The organism is Vibrio sp. CDRSL-10 TSBA (assembly GCA_039696685.1).
Lineage (GTDB): Bacteria > Pseudomonadota > Gammaproteobacteria > Enterobacterales > Vibrionaceae > Vibrio.
Genome location: CP155566.1, coordinates 663,531 through 683,172 on the forward strand (window position 1 = coordinate 663,531; position 19,642 = coordinate 683,172).

Annotated in this window: 11 protein-coding genes and 5 pseudogenes; 10 read left to right on the top strand and 6 right to left on the bottom strand. The window is 50.7% G+C overall.

What is annotated here, in order from left to right; all coding sequences use genetic code 11:
- The first annotated feature begins 214 nt into the window (after positions 1-214).
- The 4 genes and pseudogenes from deoC to deoD all read left to right on the top strand — a co-directional run bounded on the left by deoC (position 215) and on the right by deoD (position 4,573).
- Positions 215-994 carry a deoxyribose-phosphate aldolase gene (deoC, locus tag ABDK09_10540; protein ID XAW89975.1) on the top strand — a complete coding sequence of 260 codons (780 nt, stop codon included), beginning with the start codon at positions 215-217 and terminating at the stop codon, positions 992-994.
- Positions 995-1,100: 106 nt separating this feature from the next.
- Positions 1,101-2,462 carry a thymidine phosphorylase gene (gene deoA / locus ABDK09_10545; protein XAW89976.1) on the top strand — a complete coding sequence of 454 codons (1,362 nt, stop codon included), beginning with the start codon at positions 1,101-1,103 and terminating at the stop codon, positions 2,460-2,462.
- Between the two features lie 14 nt (positions 2,463-2,476).
- Positions 2,477-3,698, top strand: a pseudogene (locus ABDK09_10550) (phosphopentomutase).
- A 140-nt stretch (positions 3,699-3,838) separates the two neighbouring features.
- The gene (gene deoD / locus ABDK09_10555; GenBank protein XAW89977.1) at positions 3,839-4,573 is read left to right on the top strand and encodes a purine-nucleoside phosphorylase; all 735 of its coding nucleotides are present in this window, start codon (positions 3,839-3,841) and stop codon (positions 4,571-4,573) included.
- A 53-nt stretch (positions 4,574-4,626) separates the two neighbouring features.
- On the opposite strand, the gene ABDK09_10560 is transcribed toward deoD, so the two are convergent.
- Positions 4,627-5,238: a YtjB family periplasmic protein gene (locus tag ABDK09_10560; protein ID XAW89978.1), complete on the bottom strand. Its 612-nt coding sequence runs from the start codon at positions 5,236-5,238 to the stop codon at positions 4,627-4,629.
- A 101-nt stretch (positions 5,239-5,339) separates the two neighbouring features.
- Between ABDK09_10560 and serB the strand changes: the two genes are divergently transcribed.
- Complete coding sequence (serB, locus tag ABDK09_10565; protein ID XAW89979.1) at positions 5,340-6,344, top strand: phosphoserine phosphatase; 1,005 nt, start codon at positions 5,340-5,342, stop codon at positions 6,342-6,344.
- A gap of 140 nt (positions 6,345-6,484) precedes the next feature.
- Here the strand turns inward: serB and ABDK09_10570 are convergent.
- A pseudogene (locus tag ABDK09_10570) lies at positions 6,485-8,834 on the bottom strand (PilZ domain-containing protein).
- A 147-nt stretch (positions 8,835-8,981) separates the two neighbouring features.
- Between ABDK09_10570 and radA the strand changes: the two are divergent.
- Together radA and fusA are read left to right on the top strand one after the other, a co-directional pair.
- A pseudogene (gene radA, locus ABDK09_10575) lies at positions 8,982-10,362 on the top strand (DNA repair protein RadA).
- Between the two features lie 408 nt (positions 10,363-10,770).
- Entirely contained in the window at positions 10,771-12,858 is a 2,088-nt protein-coding gene (gene fusA, locus ABDK09_10580) for an elongation factor G (GenBank protein ID XAW89980.1), read from the top strand.
- A gap of 147 nt (positions 12,859-13,005) precedes the next feature.
- Here the strand turns inward: fusA and ABDK09_10585 are convergent, their stop codons facing one another.
- Positions 13,006-13,938, bottom strand: a complete 933-nt coding sequence (locus ABDK09_10585) for a LysR substrate-binding domain-containing protein (GenBank protein ID XAW89981.1) — start codon at positions 13,936-13,938, stop codon at positions 13,006-13,008.
- Between the two features lie 176 nt (positions 13,939-14,114).
- Here ABDK09_10585 and ABDK09_10590 point away from each other — a divergent pair, with 176 nt between their 5' ends.
- On the top strand, positions 14,115-14,243 hold the full coding sequence (locus tag ABDK09_10590; protein ID XAW90721.1) for a DUF1127 domain-containing protein: 129 nt from the start codon (positions 14,115-14,117) through the stop codon (positions 14,241-14,243).
- Here ABDK09_10590 and ABDK09_10595 read toward each other — a convergent pair.
- The 3 genes and pseudogenes from ABDK09_10595 to ABDK09_10605 all read right to left on the bottom strand — a co-directional run bounded on the left by ABDK09_10595 (position 14,240) and on the right by ABDK09_10605 (position 18,213).
- Positions 14,240-15,146: pseudogene (locus ABDK09_10595) on the bottom strand (LysR substrate-binding domain-containing protein). The gene ABDK09_10590 and the pseudogene ABDK09_10595 sit on opposite strands and share 4 nt — an antisense overlap.
- A gap of 380 nt (positions 15,147-15,526) precedes the next feature.
- Positions 15,527-17,213, bottom strand: a pseudogene (locus tag ABDK09_10600) (AMP-binding protein).
- A 328-nt stretch (positions 17,214-17,541) separates the two neighbouring features.
- A complete protein-coding gene (locus ABDK09_10605) occupies positions 17,542-18,213 on the bottom strand; it encodes an AraC family transcriptional regulator (protein ID XAW89982.1) in 672 nt (223 codons plus the stop codon).
- A 610-nt stretch (positions 18,214-18,823) separates the two neighbouring features.
- On the opposite strand from ABDK09_10605, the gene ABDK09_10610 reads away from it, so the two are divergent.
- Together ABDK09_10610 and ABDK09_10615 are read left to right on the top strand one after the other, a co-directional pair.
- Positions 18,824-19,006, top strand: coding sequence for a Flp family type IVb pilin (locus ABDK09_10610; GenBank protein ID XAW89983.1), 183 nt, complete (start codon positions 18,824-18,826; stop codon positions 19,004-19,006).
- A gap of 75 nt (positions 19,007-19,081) precedes the next feature.
- Complete coding sequence (locus ABDK09_10615) at positions 19,082-19,612, top strand: prepilin peptidase (protein XAW89984.1); 531 nt, start codon at positions 19,082-19,084, stop codon at positions 19,610-19,612.
- Positions 19,613-19,642: the final 30 nt, after the last annotated feature.

Sequence of the window (19,642 nt, forward strand, 5' to 3'; positions counted from 1 at the left end):
GCTTCAAGTAGGAAGGGTATATACACACCTGCTGAGCCCGCAACCGAGCGTAAACGGGTACTGTACGGTGACAAGGATAGCAATTGGCAGGTCGGCTGATGCCCGGCTGCCGAGTCTTCAGGGAACCAAGTCCGTTCATTTTATTGCTGCCCGGCATGATGTCAGATGACCATCCGGGTGGTGAGCTAATTGAAACTATTGATCGGAGATAGAAATGAGCGATTTAAAAGCAGCAGCACTACGTGCACTGAAACTGATGGATTTAACCACGCTGAATGATGATGATACGGACGCCAAAGTGATCCAGCTTTGTCACGATGCGAAAAGCCCGGTTGGTAATACCGCCGCCATCTGTATCTACCCTCGCTTTATTCCTATTGCTAAGAAGACCCTGCGTGAACAAGGTACGCCGGATGTGCGTATTGCGACTGTGACTAACTTCCCGCACGGCAATGACGATATCGAGATTGCTGTAGCGGAAACCAAAGCGGCTGTCGCTTATGGCGCTGACGAAGTGGATGTGGTGTTTCCGTACCGCGCACTGATGGCGGGTAATGAGCAGGTTGGTTTTGAGCTGGTGAAACAGTGTAAAGCGGCGTGTGGTGATAAGGTGCTGCTGAAAGTGATCATCGAGACCGGTGAACTGAAACAGGAAGCCTTGATCAAACAGGCTTCGCAAATCTGTATTGAAGCGGGCGCGGACTTCATTAAAACCTCGACCGGTAAAGTGGCGCAAAACGCGACCCCTGAGTATGCACGCATGATGCTTGAAGTGATTCGTGATATGGGCGTGGCACAAAGCGTTGGCTTTAAGCCGGCCGGTGGCGTGCGCACGGCCGAAGATGCGGCGCTGTATCTGGCGATGGCTGATGAGATCCTGGGTGATAACTGGGTCGACAGCCGTCACTACCGTTTTGGTGCCTCAAGCCTGCTGACTAATCTGCTGAACACGCTGGAAGTGAGCAATGACAAAGCGGATCCGGCTGCGTACTGATTGATTCAGTTGCATATCTAAGTAAAGGGTGGTGTATCACGCACCACCTTTCCACTCTCTATTTTCTATTAACCATGGCTCTGTAACAGAGCTTGGGGGGATAGCTATGTCTTTAGCCAATGAAACATCAGCGGCCAAGCGTTTTTTGCCGCAGGAAATCATTCGTAAAAAGCGCGACGGCGAACCGCTCAGCGCCGAAGAAATTGAGTTTTTTATCCAGGGTGTGGCAGACGATACGGTGTCGGAAGGTCAGATTGCGGCGTTTGCGATGGCGATTTTCTTTCGTGAAATGAGCATGGATGAGCGCATTGCGCTGACTTGTGCCATGCGTGATTCCGGCATGGTGATTGACTGGAGCGCAATGAACTTCGCTGGCCCGATTGTCGACAAACATTCCACCGGGGGCGTGGGTGATGTCACTTCTCTGATGCTGGGGCCGATGGTAGCCGCCTGTGGCGGTTATGTACCGATGATCTCCGGGCGTGGCCTGGGACATACCGGCGGTACGCTGGATAAACTTGAATCCATTCCCGGCTACAACATTACGCCGAGCAATGAGGTCTTCGGTGCGGTGACCAAACAGGCAGGCGTGGCGATTATCGGCCAGACCGGTGATCTGGCACCGGCGGATAAACGCGTCTATGCCACGCGTGATATCACCGCCACGGTGGATAACATTTCCCTGATTACCGCATCGATTCTGTCGAAAAAACTGGCCGCGGGTCTGCAGTCTCTGGTGATGGATGTCAAAGTCGGCTCCGGCGCCTTTATGCCGACCTATGAGGCTTCAGAAGAGCTGGCTAAGTCGATTGTTGCCGTTGCCAATGGCGCCGGCACCAAAACCACGGCGATCCTGACGGATATGAACCAGGTGCTGGCGTCTTCGGCCGGTAATGCTCTGGAAGTGCGTGAAGCGGTACGTTTCCTGACCGGTGAATGCCGCAATCCTCGTTTGTATAACGTGACCATGGCGCTGTGCGCCGAAATGCTGGTGCTGGGCAATCTGGCTAAAGACAGCGCCGAAGCTGAGCAAAAACTGCAGCTGGCACTGGACAGCGGCGCGGCGGCGCGCTGTTTTGGTCAGATGGTGGCAGGCCTGGGTGGCCCGGATGATTTTGTCGAGCACTATGAGCGCTACCTGGATAAAGCAGAGATCGTTAAGCCGGTCTATGCCACACAAAGCGGCGTCGTGTCTGCGATGGATACCCGGGCGATCGGCATGGCAGTGGTCGGTATGGGCGGCGGTCGCCGCGTGGCGAGCGACAGCATCGACTATGCGGTCGGTTTTGATCAGTTTATCCGTCTGGGTGAAACCGCAGACAGCAGCAAACCGCTGGCCGTTATTCATGCGCGCAGCGAAGCGCAGTGGCAACAGGCGGCGCAGGCGCTGCAACAGGCGATTAGCGTCGGTGGCGACTATGTGGCGACACCGGATGTGTACCGTCAGATCCGTGAACAAGATATTTAATGCTGGAGCAAGCAATGAAAAGAGCATTCATTTTAGTCCTGGACTCATTTGGTATCGGCGCGGCGCCGGATGCCGACAAATTTGGTGATGTGGGTTCGGATACCCTGGGTCACATTGCCGATCAGTGTGCCGCCGGAGCGGCGGACAACGCGGTTCGTCGTGGTGAACTGACGTTACCTAACTTGTCCAGACTGGGTCTGGCAATGGCACACCAGGAAGCGACGGGCCGTTTCGCGCCCGGACTGGATCAGCGCGCGGATATCATCGGCGCTTACGGCCATGCGGCTGAGCTTTCTTCTGGTAAGGACACACCGTCCGGCCACTGGGAAATCGCCGGGGTACCGGTGCTGTTTGAATGGGGCTATTTCACCGACAAACACAACAGTTTCCCGCAGGAAACTGACCGATCGCATTCTGGCCCGCGCGGGTCTGGACGGTTTCCTTGGCAACTGTCACGCTTCCGGGACTCAGGTGCTCGATGATCTGGGTGAAGAACACATGCAGAGCGGTCTGCCGATTTTCTATACCTCAGCCGATTCGGTATTCCAGATTGCCTGTCATGAAGAGACCTTTGGTCTGGAGCGCTTACTGGAGCTGTGTCAGATCGCCCGTGAAGAGCTGGCGGATTACAACATTGGCCGGGTGATTGCGCGTCCGTTTATCGGGCCGGGCAAGGGCCAGTTTGAGCGTACCGGTAACCGTCGTGATTTGTCAGTCGAGCCACCATCGGCGACTGTGCTGCAAAAGCTGGTCGAAGAGAAGCAGGGCAAGGTGGTGTCGATTGGTAAGATTGCCGACATTTATGCCAACTGCGGTATTACCGATAAAGTCAAAGCGACCGGCATTCCGGCGTTGTTTGGTGCCACGCTGGAGCAAATTGCAGCGGCTGGTGACAACACGATTGTGTTCACCAACTTTGTTGACTTTGATTCAGCCTACGGCCACCGCCGTGATGTGGCCGGTTACGCCGCCGCGCTGGAATATTTCGATCAGCGTCTGCCACAGGTGCTCGAGCTGATGCAGGACGATGATGTGTTGATCCTGACCGCGGACCACGGTTGTGACCCGACCTGGCCGGGCAGCGATCATACCCGTGAGCATATTCCTGTGCTGGTGTACGGCAAAAAAGTGGCACCGGGCTCTCTGGGCCAGCGTGAAACCTTTGCTGATATCGGCCAGAGCCTGGCTGGCTACTTTGGCGTGTCGGCGATGGACTACGGCAGCAATTTCCTTTAATTGCTGACCTGGCGTGTGTCATTGCCAGGTAAAGATCGGGTTTCGCGGCGGCGTAAACCCGATTCTGCGCTTAGACTTGGATAAGGTCTGTTTTATTGAATAACAGTGGCCTTGAGTATAAGCGCGAAAGGAAAACACATATGGCGACTCCACATATCAATGCTGAACCGGGCGACTTTGCTGATGTCGTCTTGATGCCGGGCGACCCGTTGCGGGCCAAATACATTGCTCAGTACTTTTTACAGGATGTCCGGGCAGTGTGTGATGTACGCAATATGCTCGGTTTTACCGGCACCTACAAAGGACGAAAAGTTTCGGTCATGGGGCACGGGATGGGCATTCCGTCCTGTTCGATTTACGTCACTGAGCTGATTAAAGACTTCGGGGTGCGGAAAATCATCCGCGTCGGCAGCTGTGGCGCGGTCAGCGATGACATCAAGGTGCGTGATGTAGTGATTGGCCTCGGTGCCTGTACCGACTCGAAAGTGAACCGGATACGCTTTAAAGATCATGACTTTGCCGCCATCGCTGATTACAGCATGGTCAAAGCGGCCGAAAAAGCGGCGCTGGCGCGCGGGATTGAGGTGAAAATCGGCAATCTGTTTTCGGCCGAGCTGTTTTATACCCCGGATCCGGCCATGTTCGAAGTGATGGAGAAGTACGGTATCGTCGGTGTGGAAATGGAAGCCGCCGGTCTGTATGGGGTTGCGGCTGAGTATGGCGCGAAAGCCATGGCAATCTGCACGGTGTCAGATCATATCAAAACCGGCGAGCAGACCAGCTCAGAAGAGCGCCAGACCACCTTCAACGAGATGATTGAGATAGCGCTTGATTCAGTGCTGGTTGCGGATGCGGAAAAAGCTGCCAGAGCTTAGGTCTTTTGAGCTCTTGGTTTTTGAGAACTGGGGGCGAGAGCTCAGGCCGGGTCTTAGAGTTCCCCGGCATTTTTCAGCAGCAGGTTTTCGCCTTTATCTTTCGGCTGACGACGCACCAGCAGGGTCAGCAATACGCCACTGATAAAGCTCATCAGCAGCATCAGGTACATGTAGCGGTCACTTTTACGGTAGTGGTGGTCTGAAATGGCCGTTACTTTACCGGTTTCAAAGGTAATCCGTACAAAGCCGATCAGGCTGCCATCGTGCATCACAGGTTCAACCAGTTGCTGGCGGCCGATACTCGCAGTTTGCAGCGGCGTATCGAGCCCCAACACTTCACGCACACTCAGTGCCGAATCACTCGCGGCCAGTTTGACCCCTTCCGCATCATAAATGGTGGCATCAAACACCAGACGCTCAGAGGCTAACTGGTTAGTCAGCGCCAGCAGGCGCTCCTGATCCTGCTCGGCAATCATGCTGCTGGCCGATTGCGAAGCCTGGGTAATCAGGACCTTGGTCAGAGTTTCTAACTGGTTAGCCTGAATTCGTTCATTACCCTTGCTGATCACCACGCTGTTCTGAATTGTGATGAAAAACATCACGGCTATCAGGATAACAGCCAGCACCCGTATCACCATACGAAAGGAGAATAATGAACCATCCATACCGTTAACCTAAAGAAAAATAAACTCCGGCTCATATTGAGACTTGCCTTTTGAAATTGCAATAGGGTAACGTCAGGGAATACCAACAATGGAAAGTGGACATGGACGCTTTGACAACTTTATCTACCAAAAAACAAACAACCTTATCTATCAAAAAACATACAACGTTACTTAACCGTCTGCCTGAAACGCGTTTAGCTAACCGACTGGACAAAGCAAAAGCGAACTGGATTGTCTACGCACCGACTCTGACTGCGCAGCAATTTGAGGACATTGATTTCTTTACCGGTCATTTCAATGCCATTGTCGAATGCTGGAAAGTCGGGCATTACGAAGTGGCACTGATGTCAGGTGAACTGACCGCTGAGCATGAGACGATTCTCCAGGGATTGGAACTCGATTATGCACGTATCAGCGAAGTGCCGGATTTATCCAAGCCAGGATTGATTGTGCTGGATATGGACTCGACCGCGATTCAGATTGAATGTATTGATGAGATTGCCAAACTGGCCGGGGTCGGCGAAGAAGTGGCAGAAGTGACCGAACGTGCCATGCAGGGCGAACTGGACTTTGAACAGAGCCTGCGTCAGCGTGTCGGCAAGCTGAAAGGCGCCGATGCGTCGATCCTTGAAGCGGTGCGTAAAGAGCTGCCTCTGATGCCGGAACTGCCGGCTCTGATTGGCACTCTGCAGGCGCTGGGCTGGAAAACGGCGATCGCTTCCGGCGGCTTTACCTATTTCTCCGATCACCTCCAGCAGATGCTGTCACTTGATCACGCGCAGTCGAATACGCTGGAAATTGTTGATGGCAAGCTGACCGGTGAAGTACTGGGCGATGTGGTTTCAGCGCAGACCAAAGCGGAAATTCTGGCGGATCTGGCCCAGCAGTATGAGATTGAAATGCACAATACCGTGGCGGTCGGTGACGGCGCCAACGATCTGGTCATGATGGGCGTGGCGGGTCTGGGTGTGGCGTATCACGCGAAACCTAAGGTGGAAGCACAGGCGCAGACGTCAGTGCGTTTCTCGGCGCTGGGCGGCGTGTTGTGTATTCTGTCGGCCGGTCTGGTCAAGCAGCAGAAACTGAGCTGGCAGGCTAAGCCGTAAGCGAAGCGATAGGGCGCGAAGTCGTCCACTATACGCGGCAGCGGCCAGAGACTGCTGAACATAAAAAACGAGGCGATTGAGCCTCGTTTTTTATTGGTTTGTTGCAGGCTGTTAATCCTGCTTTTGAGTCCGGTGCCGTTTTACCGGGTCAGCTCAAGCCGGATCAGTACTTCTTCGGTGATATCGATGATTTCGCCAAATCCGGCCATGGCGCCGAGTTCTTTCTCCAGCGCCTTGGCATGTGGCATGCTGATCTGCGCCAGTTCGCCCAAATCGCTGCGCATCAGAGTGGTAAAAGGATCGAACACTGGTGCTGCGCTGATACGCAGCACAAACAGCTCGCCCAGTTCCAGAGCATGCTGAATAAACTGGATGCGATCTTTAATGTTGACGAAGTCGGTGATAAGGCGTGATTCGACCGATTGAATACGGGCACCGAATTTGGCCGCGGCAATATAGACTTCGTGATACTGCGGCTCCGCGCCGTCAATGCGCCGCATTGGCGTGGCGAGCAGCGTATTAGTGTGACCTTTGTAGATAGGTTCAAGCGTGATTTGGTTATCGTGGCCCAGTTTGGCCAGCAGCGCCAGATGCGGCGGCAACGGATAGTTGACCCCGATGACTTTCGGCCGCAGGTTAGCACCGACTTTTTCCACGAATACCGGCGCGCTGACAATCTTATCCAGCAGAATGTTATGCAGCCCTTCCAGCAGGTGGGCGCTCGGCAGCACTTCATCTTTACGCAGCATCTTGTCCTGGTTGTTCTCGATGATGCTGTTGAAAAACGCAATGCTTTTTAACGTCTGTGTGGTTTCCTCAACCATGAGCTGCAGTTTACGTCCTTCCGGGCCGACCCGGATCACGGTATACGGCAGGGCATCAAGCGGCAGGCTTTTGTCATACAAACGCAGTTCGCGGAAGTTGATTTGCGCGGTATCGCCGGCTTTGAGGTCAACCGCTTTATCCAGCACTATGCTCAGACCACGCTTGGACATATCAATGGTAAAGCCTTCAGCCAGTACGTTACCGTCGATGTGCAGTTGCAGCGGCGTTTTAAAGCGATAGCGCGGCTCGCGACGGCGTGAACGGGCATCGTAATAGATGTTAATCGGGGAGTGAGAAACTTTGCGCGGATGGCGGAACGGGGCCAGTTCATTACTCGCCAGGGCCGGCTTCTCGACCAGCAGATAATCTTTGGCGCTGGCACTGTCGGTGATTTCCTGCAGCATACCGCAATGGGTCAGAGCGCCGGAGCGATCCGCCAGTTCTCGGGAGTGGCTGGCAAGTTTCCTGACGTTCCTGATCTGACAGCTCAAATACCGAAAGACGAAACGCTTTCCAGCTGCTGCGCCGTGCGCCGATGTGCCAGAACAGGTGACGCTGATCGCGCGTCGCTTCCGGCATCATCATCGAAAAGAACAGCGTCTTCCCCTGGTGATCATGCTTGAATGCATACAGCACATTGCTGCTGCCGCGCAGACCATGTTTGGTCAGCTGATCCATACGCGCGCTATTGAACAGATTACTCAGTACCTGCTGATTACGTTCATCCTGCCAGTATTGCCAGATCGACTGGTTGTTTTCGGTCATCAGCACCAGCTCAAGCTCATTGCCGCTGAAAAACACCGGCAGGTTTGACGTATGTTTCAGATAGCTGTGCTCATAGCCGCGTGTGCGGGCGCGGATGATTTTATCCTGGTTGTCATGCTTGGCTTTCTGGCTGTTGTCACGCAGTGATTCAATGATGATGCGTTCGATGACATTCGTCTCAGTCAGCTTTAGAGTGCGCAAAAACTTGATTGCATCATTGTCATACGAGTCGTCAATTGCCAGAATACGGTATTCGATCGCCTGATCCAGGCCAAGTACCTCGGAGGTCTCGCTAAGTTCGGTAAACGTGACTGAAATAGTGTCGCCCAGTTTGTAGTCAAAAGCGGACGGGACTTTAAACTTGGCGCCGGAGGAGGAGAGGTCAATACTCAGGCCGTGCACGGTGTGCTTGCTGTTACGCAGAATGATTTTCACCTGCGACGATATTTTCAGCCGGTTTTCCTGACGTTTGAGATCGTAGCCGAGCTTGACCGGCTCAACTTCAAACGGGCTGTTGGGCTCGGTGATCTTGCCCTGATTGAGCGTGCCACGCTGTTTCATTACCCGGAAGTTGTTGCGGGTGTTATACAACAGGTCCCAGACACCTTCGGTGTAGCTGCCAAACCTTTTCACCCCTTTGTGATAAGTGTTAAAGGCAACATCATCCAGCCAGTGTTTGAGTCCGTCCAGCTGATACTCACGGCACTCCCCCTGGACACGGCCACGCAGATCAATGCTTTTAGTGCATGGCGTCATCAGGCGTTTGAGTTCCATCTTCACCAACAGTTTGACCGAAGGCGGATGACCTTCGGTCAGCTGATTGAGCAGTGACTCAAAATCAGGTGAGTGATAGGCCGGAATCAATTGTTCCGTGAACGAGAGTATTTCAGGTGGCTGCATAGTTTTCTGTTAGAGTGTCATTCTCATACTTGATACATCGGCCCCGCGGGCCGGATCTTTAGCAGTATGTTGCAGTGATTCATGAATTTATAAAAGCTGTCGCTTCACAGCTTTTAAACATTTTTCAGGTTTGAGGTTTAAGTTTTCATGGCTAAAGCTAAACGTGCCTACGTCTGTAATGACTGTGGGGCCGATTTTCCGCGCTGGCAAGGGCAATGTAACGCCTGTGGCGCCTGGAATACCATTTCAGAAGTGCGCCTGGCGGCTTCACCGCAGGCAGCACGCAATGAGCGCCTGAGTGGCTATGCCGGCAGCGCGACGGAAGCAGCGGTGCAGACGCTGGCGGAAATCAACCTGCAGGAAGTGCCGCGTTTCACCAGCGGCTTTAAAGAGCTCGACCGCGTACTCGGCGGCGGCATCGTTTCCGGGCGCGGCAATTTTGATTGGTGGCAGTCCGGGTGCGGGTAAATCGACCCTGTTGCTGCAAACCATGTGTCTGCTTTCGGCGCAGATGACGACCTTATATGTCACCGGCGAAGAGTCGTTGCAGCAGGTTGCTTTACGCGCTTCACGACTTGGCTTGCCTAAAGAGCATCTTAAGATGCTGTCGGAAACCAATGTCGATCGGATTTGCCAGATTGCTGAGCGCGAGCAGCCGCGCATTATGGTCATTGACTCGATTCAGGTGATGCATGTGGCTGACGTTCAGTCGTCACCAGGCAGTGTGGCTCAGGTGAGAGAAGCAGCGACGGCGCTGACCCGCTATGCTAAGCAAAATAACGTTGCGGTATTTATTGTCGGTCATGTGACCAAAGACGGCACGCTGGCCGGACCTAAAGTTCTGGAGCACATTATTGACTGTTCAGTCCTGCTCGATGGCGGCACTGACAGCCGTTTCCGTACCCTGCGCAGCCACAAAAACCGTTTTGGTGCGGTCAATGAGCTGGGGGTGTTTGCCATGACCGGTCAGGGCCTGCGAGAGGTGAGTAACCCGTCGGCGATCTTCCTGTCACGGGGTGAAGAAGCCACGTCGGGCAGCTCGGTGATGGTGGTGTGGGAAGGCACGCGCCCGCTGCTGGTGGAGATTCAGGCGCTGGTTGATTACTCCCAGCTGGCGAACCCGCGCCGGGTTGCGGTCGGTCTGGAGCAGAACCGTCTCTCTCTATTATTAGCAGTGCTGCATAAACACGGTGGTTTGCAGATGGCGGACCAGGACGTGTTCGTCAATGTGGTCGGCGGCGTTAAGGTGACAGAAACCAGTGCCGATCTGGCGCTGCTGATGGCGCTGCTGTCGAGTTTCCGTGATAAGCCACTGCCGAAAGATGTGGTGGTGTTCGGTGAAGTCGGTCTGGCGGGAGAGATTCGTCCGGTCCCGAGCGGGCAGGAACGTCTCAATGAGGCCTTCAAGCACGGCTTTAAGAAAGCCATCGTACCGATTGCCAATATGCCGAAAGGAGGCATTGAGGGCATGCAGATTCACGGGGTGCGCAAACTGTCAGAAGCGATCAGCGCGTTTGATGAACTGTAACCAGAACATGAAGCATGTGTAACCCGAAGATAAGATAGTGTCACCACAACATGAGTGAAAGAGAGGCCGGGGTTGGTCCGGATGCGGGCGGTCAGAATATTTATCAGCGCTCCTCGCGTGATGGCGCGCTATCACCTATATTTCATCAGCAAAGACCAAATATTTCAGCAGGAATAACCGGGTCTATACCCCAACAACTTGGAGTTGCAGGTAGGCGGCAAATGAGTGAATCCCTATGAACATAGAGACACGATCTGATTGGGGTGAATGAATGCGGCCAACACCGCTGCAGCTTCAAGCAGGAAGGGTAAAAATATTTTTTTTCAGCAAATGGACGCAGGGGTATCAGTATTGACGGATTGTGATATACTCTGCGCGCACTTTATACCTTATTAACAGAGTAAGACAATGGCAGATTTATCGAAATACAGAAACATTGGTATTTTCGCGCACGTTGACGCGGGTAAAACCACTACCACTGAGCGTATTCTTAAGCTTACTGGTAAAATCCATAGAACTGGTGAGGTTCACGATGGTGAATCTACTACAGACTTCATGGAGCAGGAAGCAGAGCGCGGTATTACTATCCAATCAGCTGCGGTAACTTGTGAGTGGAAAAACCACCGTCTAAACGTTATCGATACTCCTGGACACGTTGACTTTACAGTAGAAGTATACCGTTCTCTGAAAGTTCTTGATGGCGGTATCGGTGTATTCTGTGGTTCTGGCGGTGTTGAACCTCAGTCAGAAACCAACTGGCGTTACGCGAACGAATCAGAAGTATCTCGTCTGATCTTCGTTAACAAACTGGACCGTATGGGTGCAGACTTCTTCCGCGTTGTAGACCAAGTGAAGAGCGTACTGGCTGCTAACCCACTGGTTATGACTCTGCCTATCGGCCGTGAAGACGACTTCGTAGGTGTTGTAGACGTACTGAACCGTCAAGCATACGTGTGGGACGAAACAGGTCTGCCAGAAAACTACGAAATCAAAGACGTTCCAGCAGACATGGTTGATCAGGTAGAAGAATACCGTGAAATGATGATCGAATCTGCTGTTGAGCAAGATGACGATCTGATGATGGCTTACATGGACGGCGAAGAGCCTTCTATCGAAGACATCAAACGTTGTATCCGTAAAGGTACTCGTGACCTGGCATTCTTCCCAACTTTCTGTGGTTCTGCGTTTAAAAACAAAGGTATGCAGCTAGTTCTGGATGCGGTTGTTGATTACCTGCCAAACCCAACTGAAGTTGAGCCACAAGATCTGACTGATCCAGAAACTGGTGAACCAACTGGTGAAAAAGCGATCGTTGACGCTGCAGAACCTCTGAAAGCGCTGGCATTCAAGATCATGGATGACCGCTTCGGTGCTCTGACTTTCATCCGCGTTTACTCAGGCGTAATGAAGAAAGGCGACACCGTCCTTAACTCAGCGACTGGTAAAACTGAGCGTATCGGCCGTATGGTTGAGATGCAAGCGAACGACCGTACTGAAATCACTTCAGCACAAGCTGGTGACATCATCGCAGTTGTTGGTATGAAGAACGTTCAAACTGGTCACACTCTGTGTGATCCAAAACACGAATGTACTCTTGAGCCAATGATCTTCCCAACTCCAGTAATCTCTATCGCGGTTTCTCCGAAAGATAAAGGTTCTACTGAGAAAATGGGTATCGCGATCGGTAAGATGGTTGCAGAAGATCCATCATTCCAGGTTGAGACTGATGAAGATTCAGGCGAAACCATCCTGAAAGGTATGGGCGAACTTCACCTGGACATCAAAGTAGACATTCTGAAACGTACTTACGGCGTTGAGCTGGAAGTGGGCGCACCTCAGGTTGCTTACCGTGAAACTATCACTAAAGCAATTGAAGATAGCTACACGCACAAGAAACAGTCTGGTGGTTCTGGTCAGTTCGGTAAGATCGACTACCGTATCAAACCAGGTGAGCCAAACTCTGGCTTCACTTTCAAATCAACTGTAGTTGGTGGTAACGTTCCTAAGGAATTCTGGCCAGCAGTTGAGAAAGGTTTTGAAGGCATGATGGCGCACGGTGTTCTGGCTGGCTTCCCTACTCTGGACGTTGAAGTAGAACTGTTCGACGGTGGCTTCCACGCAGTTGACTCATCTGCAATCGCATTTGAAATCGCAGCGAAAGGCGCATTCCGTCAGTCTATGCCTAAAGCAGGCGCGCAACTTCTTGAGCCAATCATGAAAGTTGACGTGTTCACTCCAGATGACCACGTTGGTGATGTAATCGGTGACCTTAACCGTCGTCGTGGTATGATAAAAGACCAACAAGCTGGCGCAACTGGCGTACGTATCAAAGCAGACGTTCCTCTTTCAGAGATGTTCGGCTACATCGGTACTCTGCGTACTATGACTTCTGGTCGTGGTCAATTCTCTATGGAATTCGAACGCTACGCAGCATGTCCAGCAAACGTTGCTGAGAAAGTTATCGCTGAAGTTAAAGAGCGTAACGCGAAGAAGTAATTCTTTAAGTTAAGCGCTTTAAAGCTAAGTAATAACAAAGCCCTGTTAGTGTAAGCTAACGGGGCTTTTTCTTTTCTTTTTCATTAGCGGAATTGTTCTTTTTCATTAGCGGACTTGCTGCTTTTCGGCTTTGTTTCTGCTGTGAAGTTACAGATCAAACCGGGTGTCACGCACTTCGCCCCGATAAGGGTAACGCTGCTGAAACTGGTTGATTTGTGCTTGCAGCCAGCGGTGAAAAGCCTGAATTTTCGGCCGTTTAAAGTAACCATTGGGCGCGCACAGATAGAACTGGAATCTGGGTTTTAACGCCACATTACCAATCTGTACCAGCTTGCCTTCTTCGATATAGCGACACACGGTCGCATGTTTTACCAGCGCCACGCCCTGTACCGCTAAAGCGCCTTCCAGCACAAACTGGGAGCCGTTGTACTGCAGCGTCGGCTGACTGCCGGGCAGGCCGACATTTTTCAGCCACAATCCCCAGTCCATATCCGGCCAGATATCTTCAATCAGTTCCGCTCTGACCAGATCCTCAAGCTGATAGATTTGATGTTGCTGCTGATAAATCGGGTGGCAAACCGGATACAGGACTTCGTCCATCAACCACTCTGAGCGCACGTTTTTATAGTCGCCGCCGCCGTAGCGGATACAGACATCGACACTGGAGTCCTGAAAATTGACCAGTTCACTGGTGGGTTCGATCAGCAGTGAAATATCCGGGTTATGGGTGCGAAAATCACCGATCCTCGGTACCAGCCAGTGCTGGGCAAAAGAGGGCAGGGTAGAAATTGACAGCTGGTGAGGGGAGGGATCCTGATTGATAAGGCGAATGCCTTCCTGCAGGTGAGCAAAACCTTTTTGCGCCTGCAGATAGAGCACGTTGCCTTCGTGAGTGAGCTGAATCTTACGATGTTGGCGGATAAACAGCTCTGCACCGAGCCACTCTTCGAGCAGGCGAATCTGCTGGCTGACCGCTGCTGGCGTGACAAACAATTTCTCCGCCGCCAGCTTAAAACTGCCGGACTCAGCGGCGGTATAAAAATAGAACAGTCCCTGCAATGGCGGTATACGCTCGCTCACATTAGTTTTCCTTAACTGAATGGCAAAATCTATCGTTTGTGGAAATAGCCGTTAATGACGATTATTGGTCACATCCAATCAGGGTTCAAGGGGGACTTATGAAGGCTGTGAATCTGGAAAACATCTGTGTAGAGCACAACACTACATCCAACTGGATTAATTCAATCTTAAGTCAGATGCGGTGGTGGAGGCATAACTATCGTACCCGCCGCCAGTTAGCTGAGCTGCCGCCACATTTGTGGAAGGACTTAGGGCTTGAACCTGATCAGGTCGCGACGGAAGTGCATAAACCGTTCTGGCGTTAAGCTGATGGTGAAAGGTTTAACTCCCGGCGCAGCCAGTCACTGAATGCTTGAATTCGCGCTGCGCGGGAAGAGGAGGGATCGCTGATTAGAGTGTAACGCACGCCGGGAGTCAGGCCGATATCGAACGGTTTGACTAACACCCCGCGTTGCACATAATCATCGGCCAGGCTGTCGGTGGCCAGGCACGCGCCGTGTCCGGCGATCACCGCATTAAGCGCCATGTCAAAGGTGCTCACTTCCATCCACTGCATGGTCTCTTTGCTGACGGCCACACCTGCGGTGGCAAACCATTCGGACCAGGGAAAGCTTTGTGAATCGAAGTGGATCAGCCAGCATTTGAATAACTGGTCCGGATGAGTCAGCTGCAGCGATTGCGCCAGTTGCAACGAACAGAAACGGGTAAACCGGCTCCTCATGGAGAAACTCCTGCACCAAGCCGGACTCAGTGACATCTTCGTCACCCTGCCAGATCGCCACATCAATGGCGCTGTGACGGATATTCGGGCTGTCACAATCGGTGATGAGACGAATCGGAATGTACGGATGTTCCATGGTAAAGCGCCATAAACGCGGCATCAGCCAGCGTGAAGCAAAAGAAGGCGGAGTACGTACACACAATATTCCTTCCAGAGGTTCATTCTGAATCTGGTTCAGCCCGGTAATGATGCGTTCAAAGCCCTGACTGACTTGCAGATACAGTTGCTGGCCTTTTTCAGTCAGCAACATTTCCCGTCCTTGGCGCATAAACAGCTTACAGCCCAGTTGCTGCTCTAACTGGCGCAGTTTCTGACTGACCGCCGCCTGAGACACAAACAGCTCTCGGGCCGCTTCACTGTAACTTTGATGGCGGGCCGCGGCTTCAAAAAAGCGCAGCCCGGAAAGATGACGCAGCCGGTTGTCCATAACTCCTGCTTATATTACCTGTCGTGAATGATCGTTCGTTTCTATGCGGGAATATTTCCATAATACGGCTAACAGAGCAGCAGGTACAGGAAGTAAATATGACAACAGACACGAAACGCTTACGCTACCGTTTCAGATTAGGCCCTATAATCTCAGGCTTATGGCGTAGGTTGACGGGAAAACGCAGACAGCAAGAGCTGACGTTGCCGCTCAACGATCACTTGCGAAATGACCTTGGTTTGCAAGACCAGCCTCAGCAGACTCGTGATTACCGGGATTATCTGTAACGAGTACTATAAAGCTGAGTTATCGTGTTTAAAAAGTAAGGGAGCCGATTGGCTCCCTTGCGTTGTATTTGGGTAAGACTATTCTTCCCAAAGCTACTCTTCCCAAATCACGAGTTGCCCTTTCGGCCAGTTCTGACCGGTTTCGTGATATTTCTGCTCCAGCACGTGACGTTTGATTTTCAGGGTTGGCGTGAGAATGCCGTTTTCAATGCTCCACGGTTCTTTGATCATTAACACGCCTTTGATTTGCTCGTGTGATTCCAGTTCGGCGTTCATTCTGGCAATGACTTTCTCGGTGCTGCGTTCATAGCGCTGGCGATTAAAGTTAGGGAAGCTGTGCGGAACCACGAGCAGAATTGGCGCAGGCAGCCCGAGGCCTATCAAACACATCATCTCTACCCGGCTATATTCAAACAGCTTTTTCTCGATCGGTACCGGTGAAACAAACTTGCCTTTGGCGGTCTTGAAGGTGTCTTTTTTACGTCCCTGAATCGAGAGGAAACCATCACTGTCCAGCGAGCCGATATCACCGGTATGCAGCCAGCCCTGGCTGTCGAACGACTCTTTGCTGGCAATATCATTTTTGTAATAACCGGCGAACATTCCCTGGCTGAGCACCATGATTTCGCCGTCATCGGCAATTTTTATTTTTACCCCCGGCCCGGCGTTACCGACGGTCCCGATTTTATCGGCCCGGAACGGGTAGTTAAGTGTGCTGTACGCAAAGGATTCCGTCATGCCCCAGGCTTCGGTGATATTGAGCCCCAGGCTGTGATACCACGCGAGTAACGCCGGTGACACCGGTGCAGAACCACAGCCCAGAAACCCGAGCCTGATCCAGTCCAAGACCTTTGGCGATTTTCTTTTTGACCAGCGAATTGATCAGCGGAATTTTCAGCAGCAGATTTAATTTTGCCTGCGGTAGCTTATCCTGAATACGTTGCTGGAACAGCGTCCACAGACGAGGTACGGAGATAAACAGCGTCGGGCGCTGCATTTTGACATCGTCAATAAAGGTATCGAGCGATTCCGGAAACGCGGTCGGTACGCCGCCCATCACGGAAGAACCAAAGATATAAACCCGTTCGGTAATATGAGCCAGCGGCAGATAAGAGAACAGGCGATCATTGGGTTCAATGCCGATATGGTTGATCAGTTGCTGTACCGACCAGCAGAATCCGCCGTAGGTCAGCATGGCACCTTTAGGCACCCCGGATGTGCCGGATGTGTAAACCAGCGACATCAGTTTGTCTTCGCTGTGCTGAGGACGAAATTCACTTGGCGCATGTTCAGCAATCAACTTGGTGTAGCGATGCTGACATTTTGGCGCAGAGTCATAGGGCAGTGAAATCGTGATTAAGTCAGGCAGATTCGCCAGCACCTGTTCGGTTGCTTTGGCGTCATCCAGTTTACCGGCAATCAGGATTTTACTCTCACTATGGGTGAGACAGTATTCGATAGTCTCGGCACCTGCGGTCGGGAAAATGGGTACACTGACAAAGTCACCCAGCATCATGGCCAGATCGCAGATAAACCATTCAGCGCAGTTTTTCGAGACCAAGGCGATTTTATCGCCGGGCTCGGCACCGAGTGATTGTAAAGCCGAGACCAGTCGCAGCGCCTGTTCGGCCACTTGCGCAAAAGTAAAAGTGACAAACTGGCGGTTAATCATCTGTTTGAGATAAATTTCGTCCGGACGCTCATGCGCCCATTTTAAAATCATCTCGTCGGGTGTGTGGAGAGCACAGTTTGATTTGCTCAATGTGTTAGGTTGGATCATTCTCTAACTCCTGGCCGCTTGCCTGTCCGCCTGTCTTCAGAAAGTTCAGATCGTCAGGAAAGTCAGCATTGGTTTGGCAAAACTTATATCCCCTTCCTACTTGAAGCCGCAGCGGTGTTGGCTGCATTCGTTCACCCCAATCACATAGTGTCTCTATGCTCATGGGGATTCACTCATTTGCCGCCTACCTGCAACTCCAAGTAGTTGGGTATGGTTGTTGTTATGTTAAATTTTTGTTAACTTTAGCAGTAAGCACTGTGCAAATAAAGCCTTAATTACACGCACTTATACCCAAAGTGTTACCAGTGGTAAGCGCCTGATCAGGCGTTTAGCGCGAATGAAGCTGGCGAAAAGCGCCGGGGCTGATCCCGGTTTTCTTTTTAAAGATACGCGAGAAGTAAGACACATCCCGGTAGCCGCATTGATAAGCGATAAAAGCGATTTTGGCATTCTTCTCATCCACCAATAATCGCTTGGCCATAGCGATACGTTTGTCGCAGATGTAGTCGCGAAAGCTGACTCCAATCACTTTGTGGAAGCGTTTTGAAAAGTAAGAGACGGAGTAGTGGCAGTAGCTGGCGATGTCCTCTTCACGGATTTCTTTAGTAATATTCAAATCAATATAACGCAGAATATCTAACATCTCTTTACTTAGACTATTTGGCGATATAGGCGAGTGCAGAACTTGTTGCTCGACGCTTTGCTGGTCAACGTTATTGTTAAGCTTCTCGCAAATACCAGAAATAACTATCGAGGGTTCATCTTCACTGATATCGAGCAGGGCCAGAACGGATTCTTGGTGGCCAATACTGTTTTTGTATGAGCCATCGTGAATAATGATCAAGTACTTGTTTAAATTCATGCAGATCTTGAGTGAAGTCAGCAGTAAGCCTTGGCTGCGATCCTTCTGATAAAAAAACAGCGCGTAAGAGACATCCGGTTCACTGAGGACCGAGACATCACTGCCATGCTCAACCACATCGAAGTAGTGCTTACACACGTCCTGAAACCCGCCTTGGGAGCGTCGTCAGCGGGCTACCTAACCAGTGACCCTGATATTTTCCTACCATACCGGATTCTCACACCACAGATTTTCACACCAAGGTTCTAAAGTCATAGCTTCTTCTAAAGTTATAGCTTCGAAAGCCATAGATTCTAAAACCACACTCGTTGCCACCCGAGAAAGCAGAGGCTTTATTCTAAGCCTAGAATTAAGACAAAAAAGTGCAAACAAACGTCCCAATGTCTTAGGTCAAATAATTGGTTTAGCGCACATTTCCAAGTGATCATGAGTTGAATATGCACTGTAACTTTATTGTGTTTGTTTCACTACTGAGAACATTATTAGGTGCGGTTTATTGTCGCTCTGCCGATGAATATCACGATATCTATCAATAAAAAGTGTGATCAATTACCACTAAAGGGTATTAATGAGATGTTGTGCCAAATATTTCCAGTCCTTAAATGGTTTTTAAATCAATAGTTAGTAAGTAATTTGTTATTAATTGGTTAAAAAAGTACCAAACCCTGACAAAAAAGTCCTAACTGCTACTGATAGAACTATCTAAATTGAATATGAACATTCAATGTGTCAGGAAGGAGACCAAATCATGAATAAGTTCACTCAAGCGATTAAAAACTTTTGGCAAGATGAAGAAGGGTTGACGGTAGTTGAGTATGTAATTGGTGCCGGTTTATTAGTAGTAGCCTTAGCTGGCCTGTTTGCAACAATGGGCACCCAATTAGAAGCCAAAATAACAGCTATTATTGGAAATATTGCTGACGGTTCATAGACTGATTTTTAGATATCAACACACAGCCAGAGAAGAATATGACTCTTAATCTACACTAGGTTCGAAGGTGGCAATATGGTTATGGATATATCGCTCTGGCTTCTTTTATTTGTAGTAGGTGTTAATGATGCAAAAGAGCATCGTATCCCTAATTATTTGCTTGGCCTGATTGCACTGCTTGTGACATTAAAGCTCACAATTTTAAAAGGAGATGTCGATACATTTCTTCTTCATCTCCTTTCAATGTCTATGTTTTTTTCTATAGCCCTGTTATTCCACCTGTGCGGCTGGATGGCACCAGGTGACGTAAAGTTACTAGCTATAGTTGGATTTATTTTTGGCTTTAATGATTTAATGAACTTAGTTTTTTGTATAGGTCTTAGTTCTATATTTTTAGGTTGTATGTATTGGATTTTAAACAAAATTATAATATTTAACAAAGAAATAAGTATTGACCGTTTTTTCAAGGCCTTACTTTACTCTAGTGCTAAACCATATCGGAGTTTTATTGTTTGCGACCTGAAAGATAATCGGCTGGTAATGCCATTTGCTCCAGTTGTTGTCTGTGGAATAGCTTTAGCACAATACTTACATTTTTCGTTTTGAACTTTGTGTGACAAAGATTAGAAACCAAGG

Bases quoted from the DNA above. Each gene is read 5' to 3' on its own strand.
- deoA (XAW89976.1), top strand. From the start codon at position 1,101: ATGTCTTTAGCCAATGAAACATCAGCGGCCAAGCGTTTTTTGCCGCAG.
- deoD (XAW89977.1), top strand. From the start codon at position 3,839: ATGGCGACTCCACATATCAATGCTGAACCGGGCGACTTTGCTGATGTC.
- ABDK09_10590 (XAW90721.1), top strand. From the start codon at position 14,115: ATGCGGTGGTGGAGGCATAACTATCGTACCCGCCGCCAGTTAGCTGAG.
- deoC (XAW89975.1), top strand. From the start codon at position 215: ATGAGCGATTTAAAAGCAGCAGCACTACGTGCACTGAAACTGATGGAT.
- ABDK09_10610 (XAW89983.1), top strand. From the start codon at position 18,824: ATGAATAAGTTCACTCAAGCGATTAAAAACTTTTGGCAAGATGAAGAA.
- fusA (XAW89980.1), top strand. From the start codon at position 10,771: ATGGCAGATTTATCGAAATACAGAAACATTGGTATTTTCGCGCACGTT.
- ABDK09_10615 (XAW89984.1), top strand. From the start codon at position 19,082: ATGGTTATGGATATATCGCTCTGGCTTCTTTTATTTGTAGTAGGTGTT.
- serB (XAW89979.1), top strand. From the start codon at position 5,340: ATGGACGCTTTGACAACTTTATCTACCAAAAAACAAACAACCTTATCT.
- ABDK09_10560 (XAW89978.1), bottom strand. From the start codon at position 5,238: ATGGATGGTTCATTATTCTCCTTTCGTATGGTGATACGGGTGCTGGCT.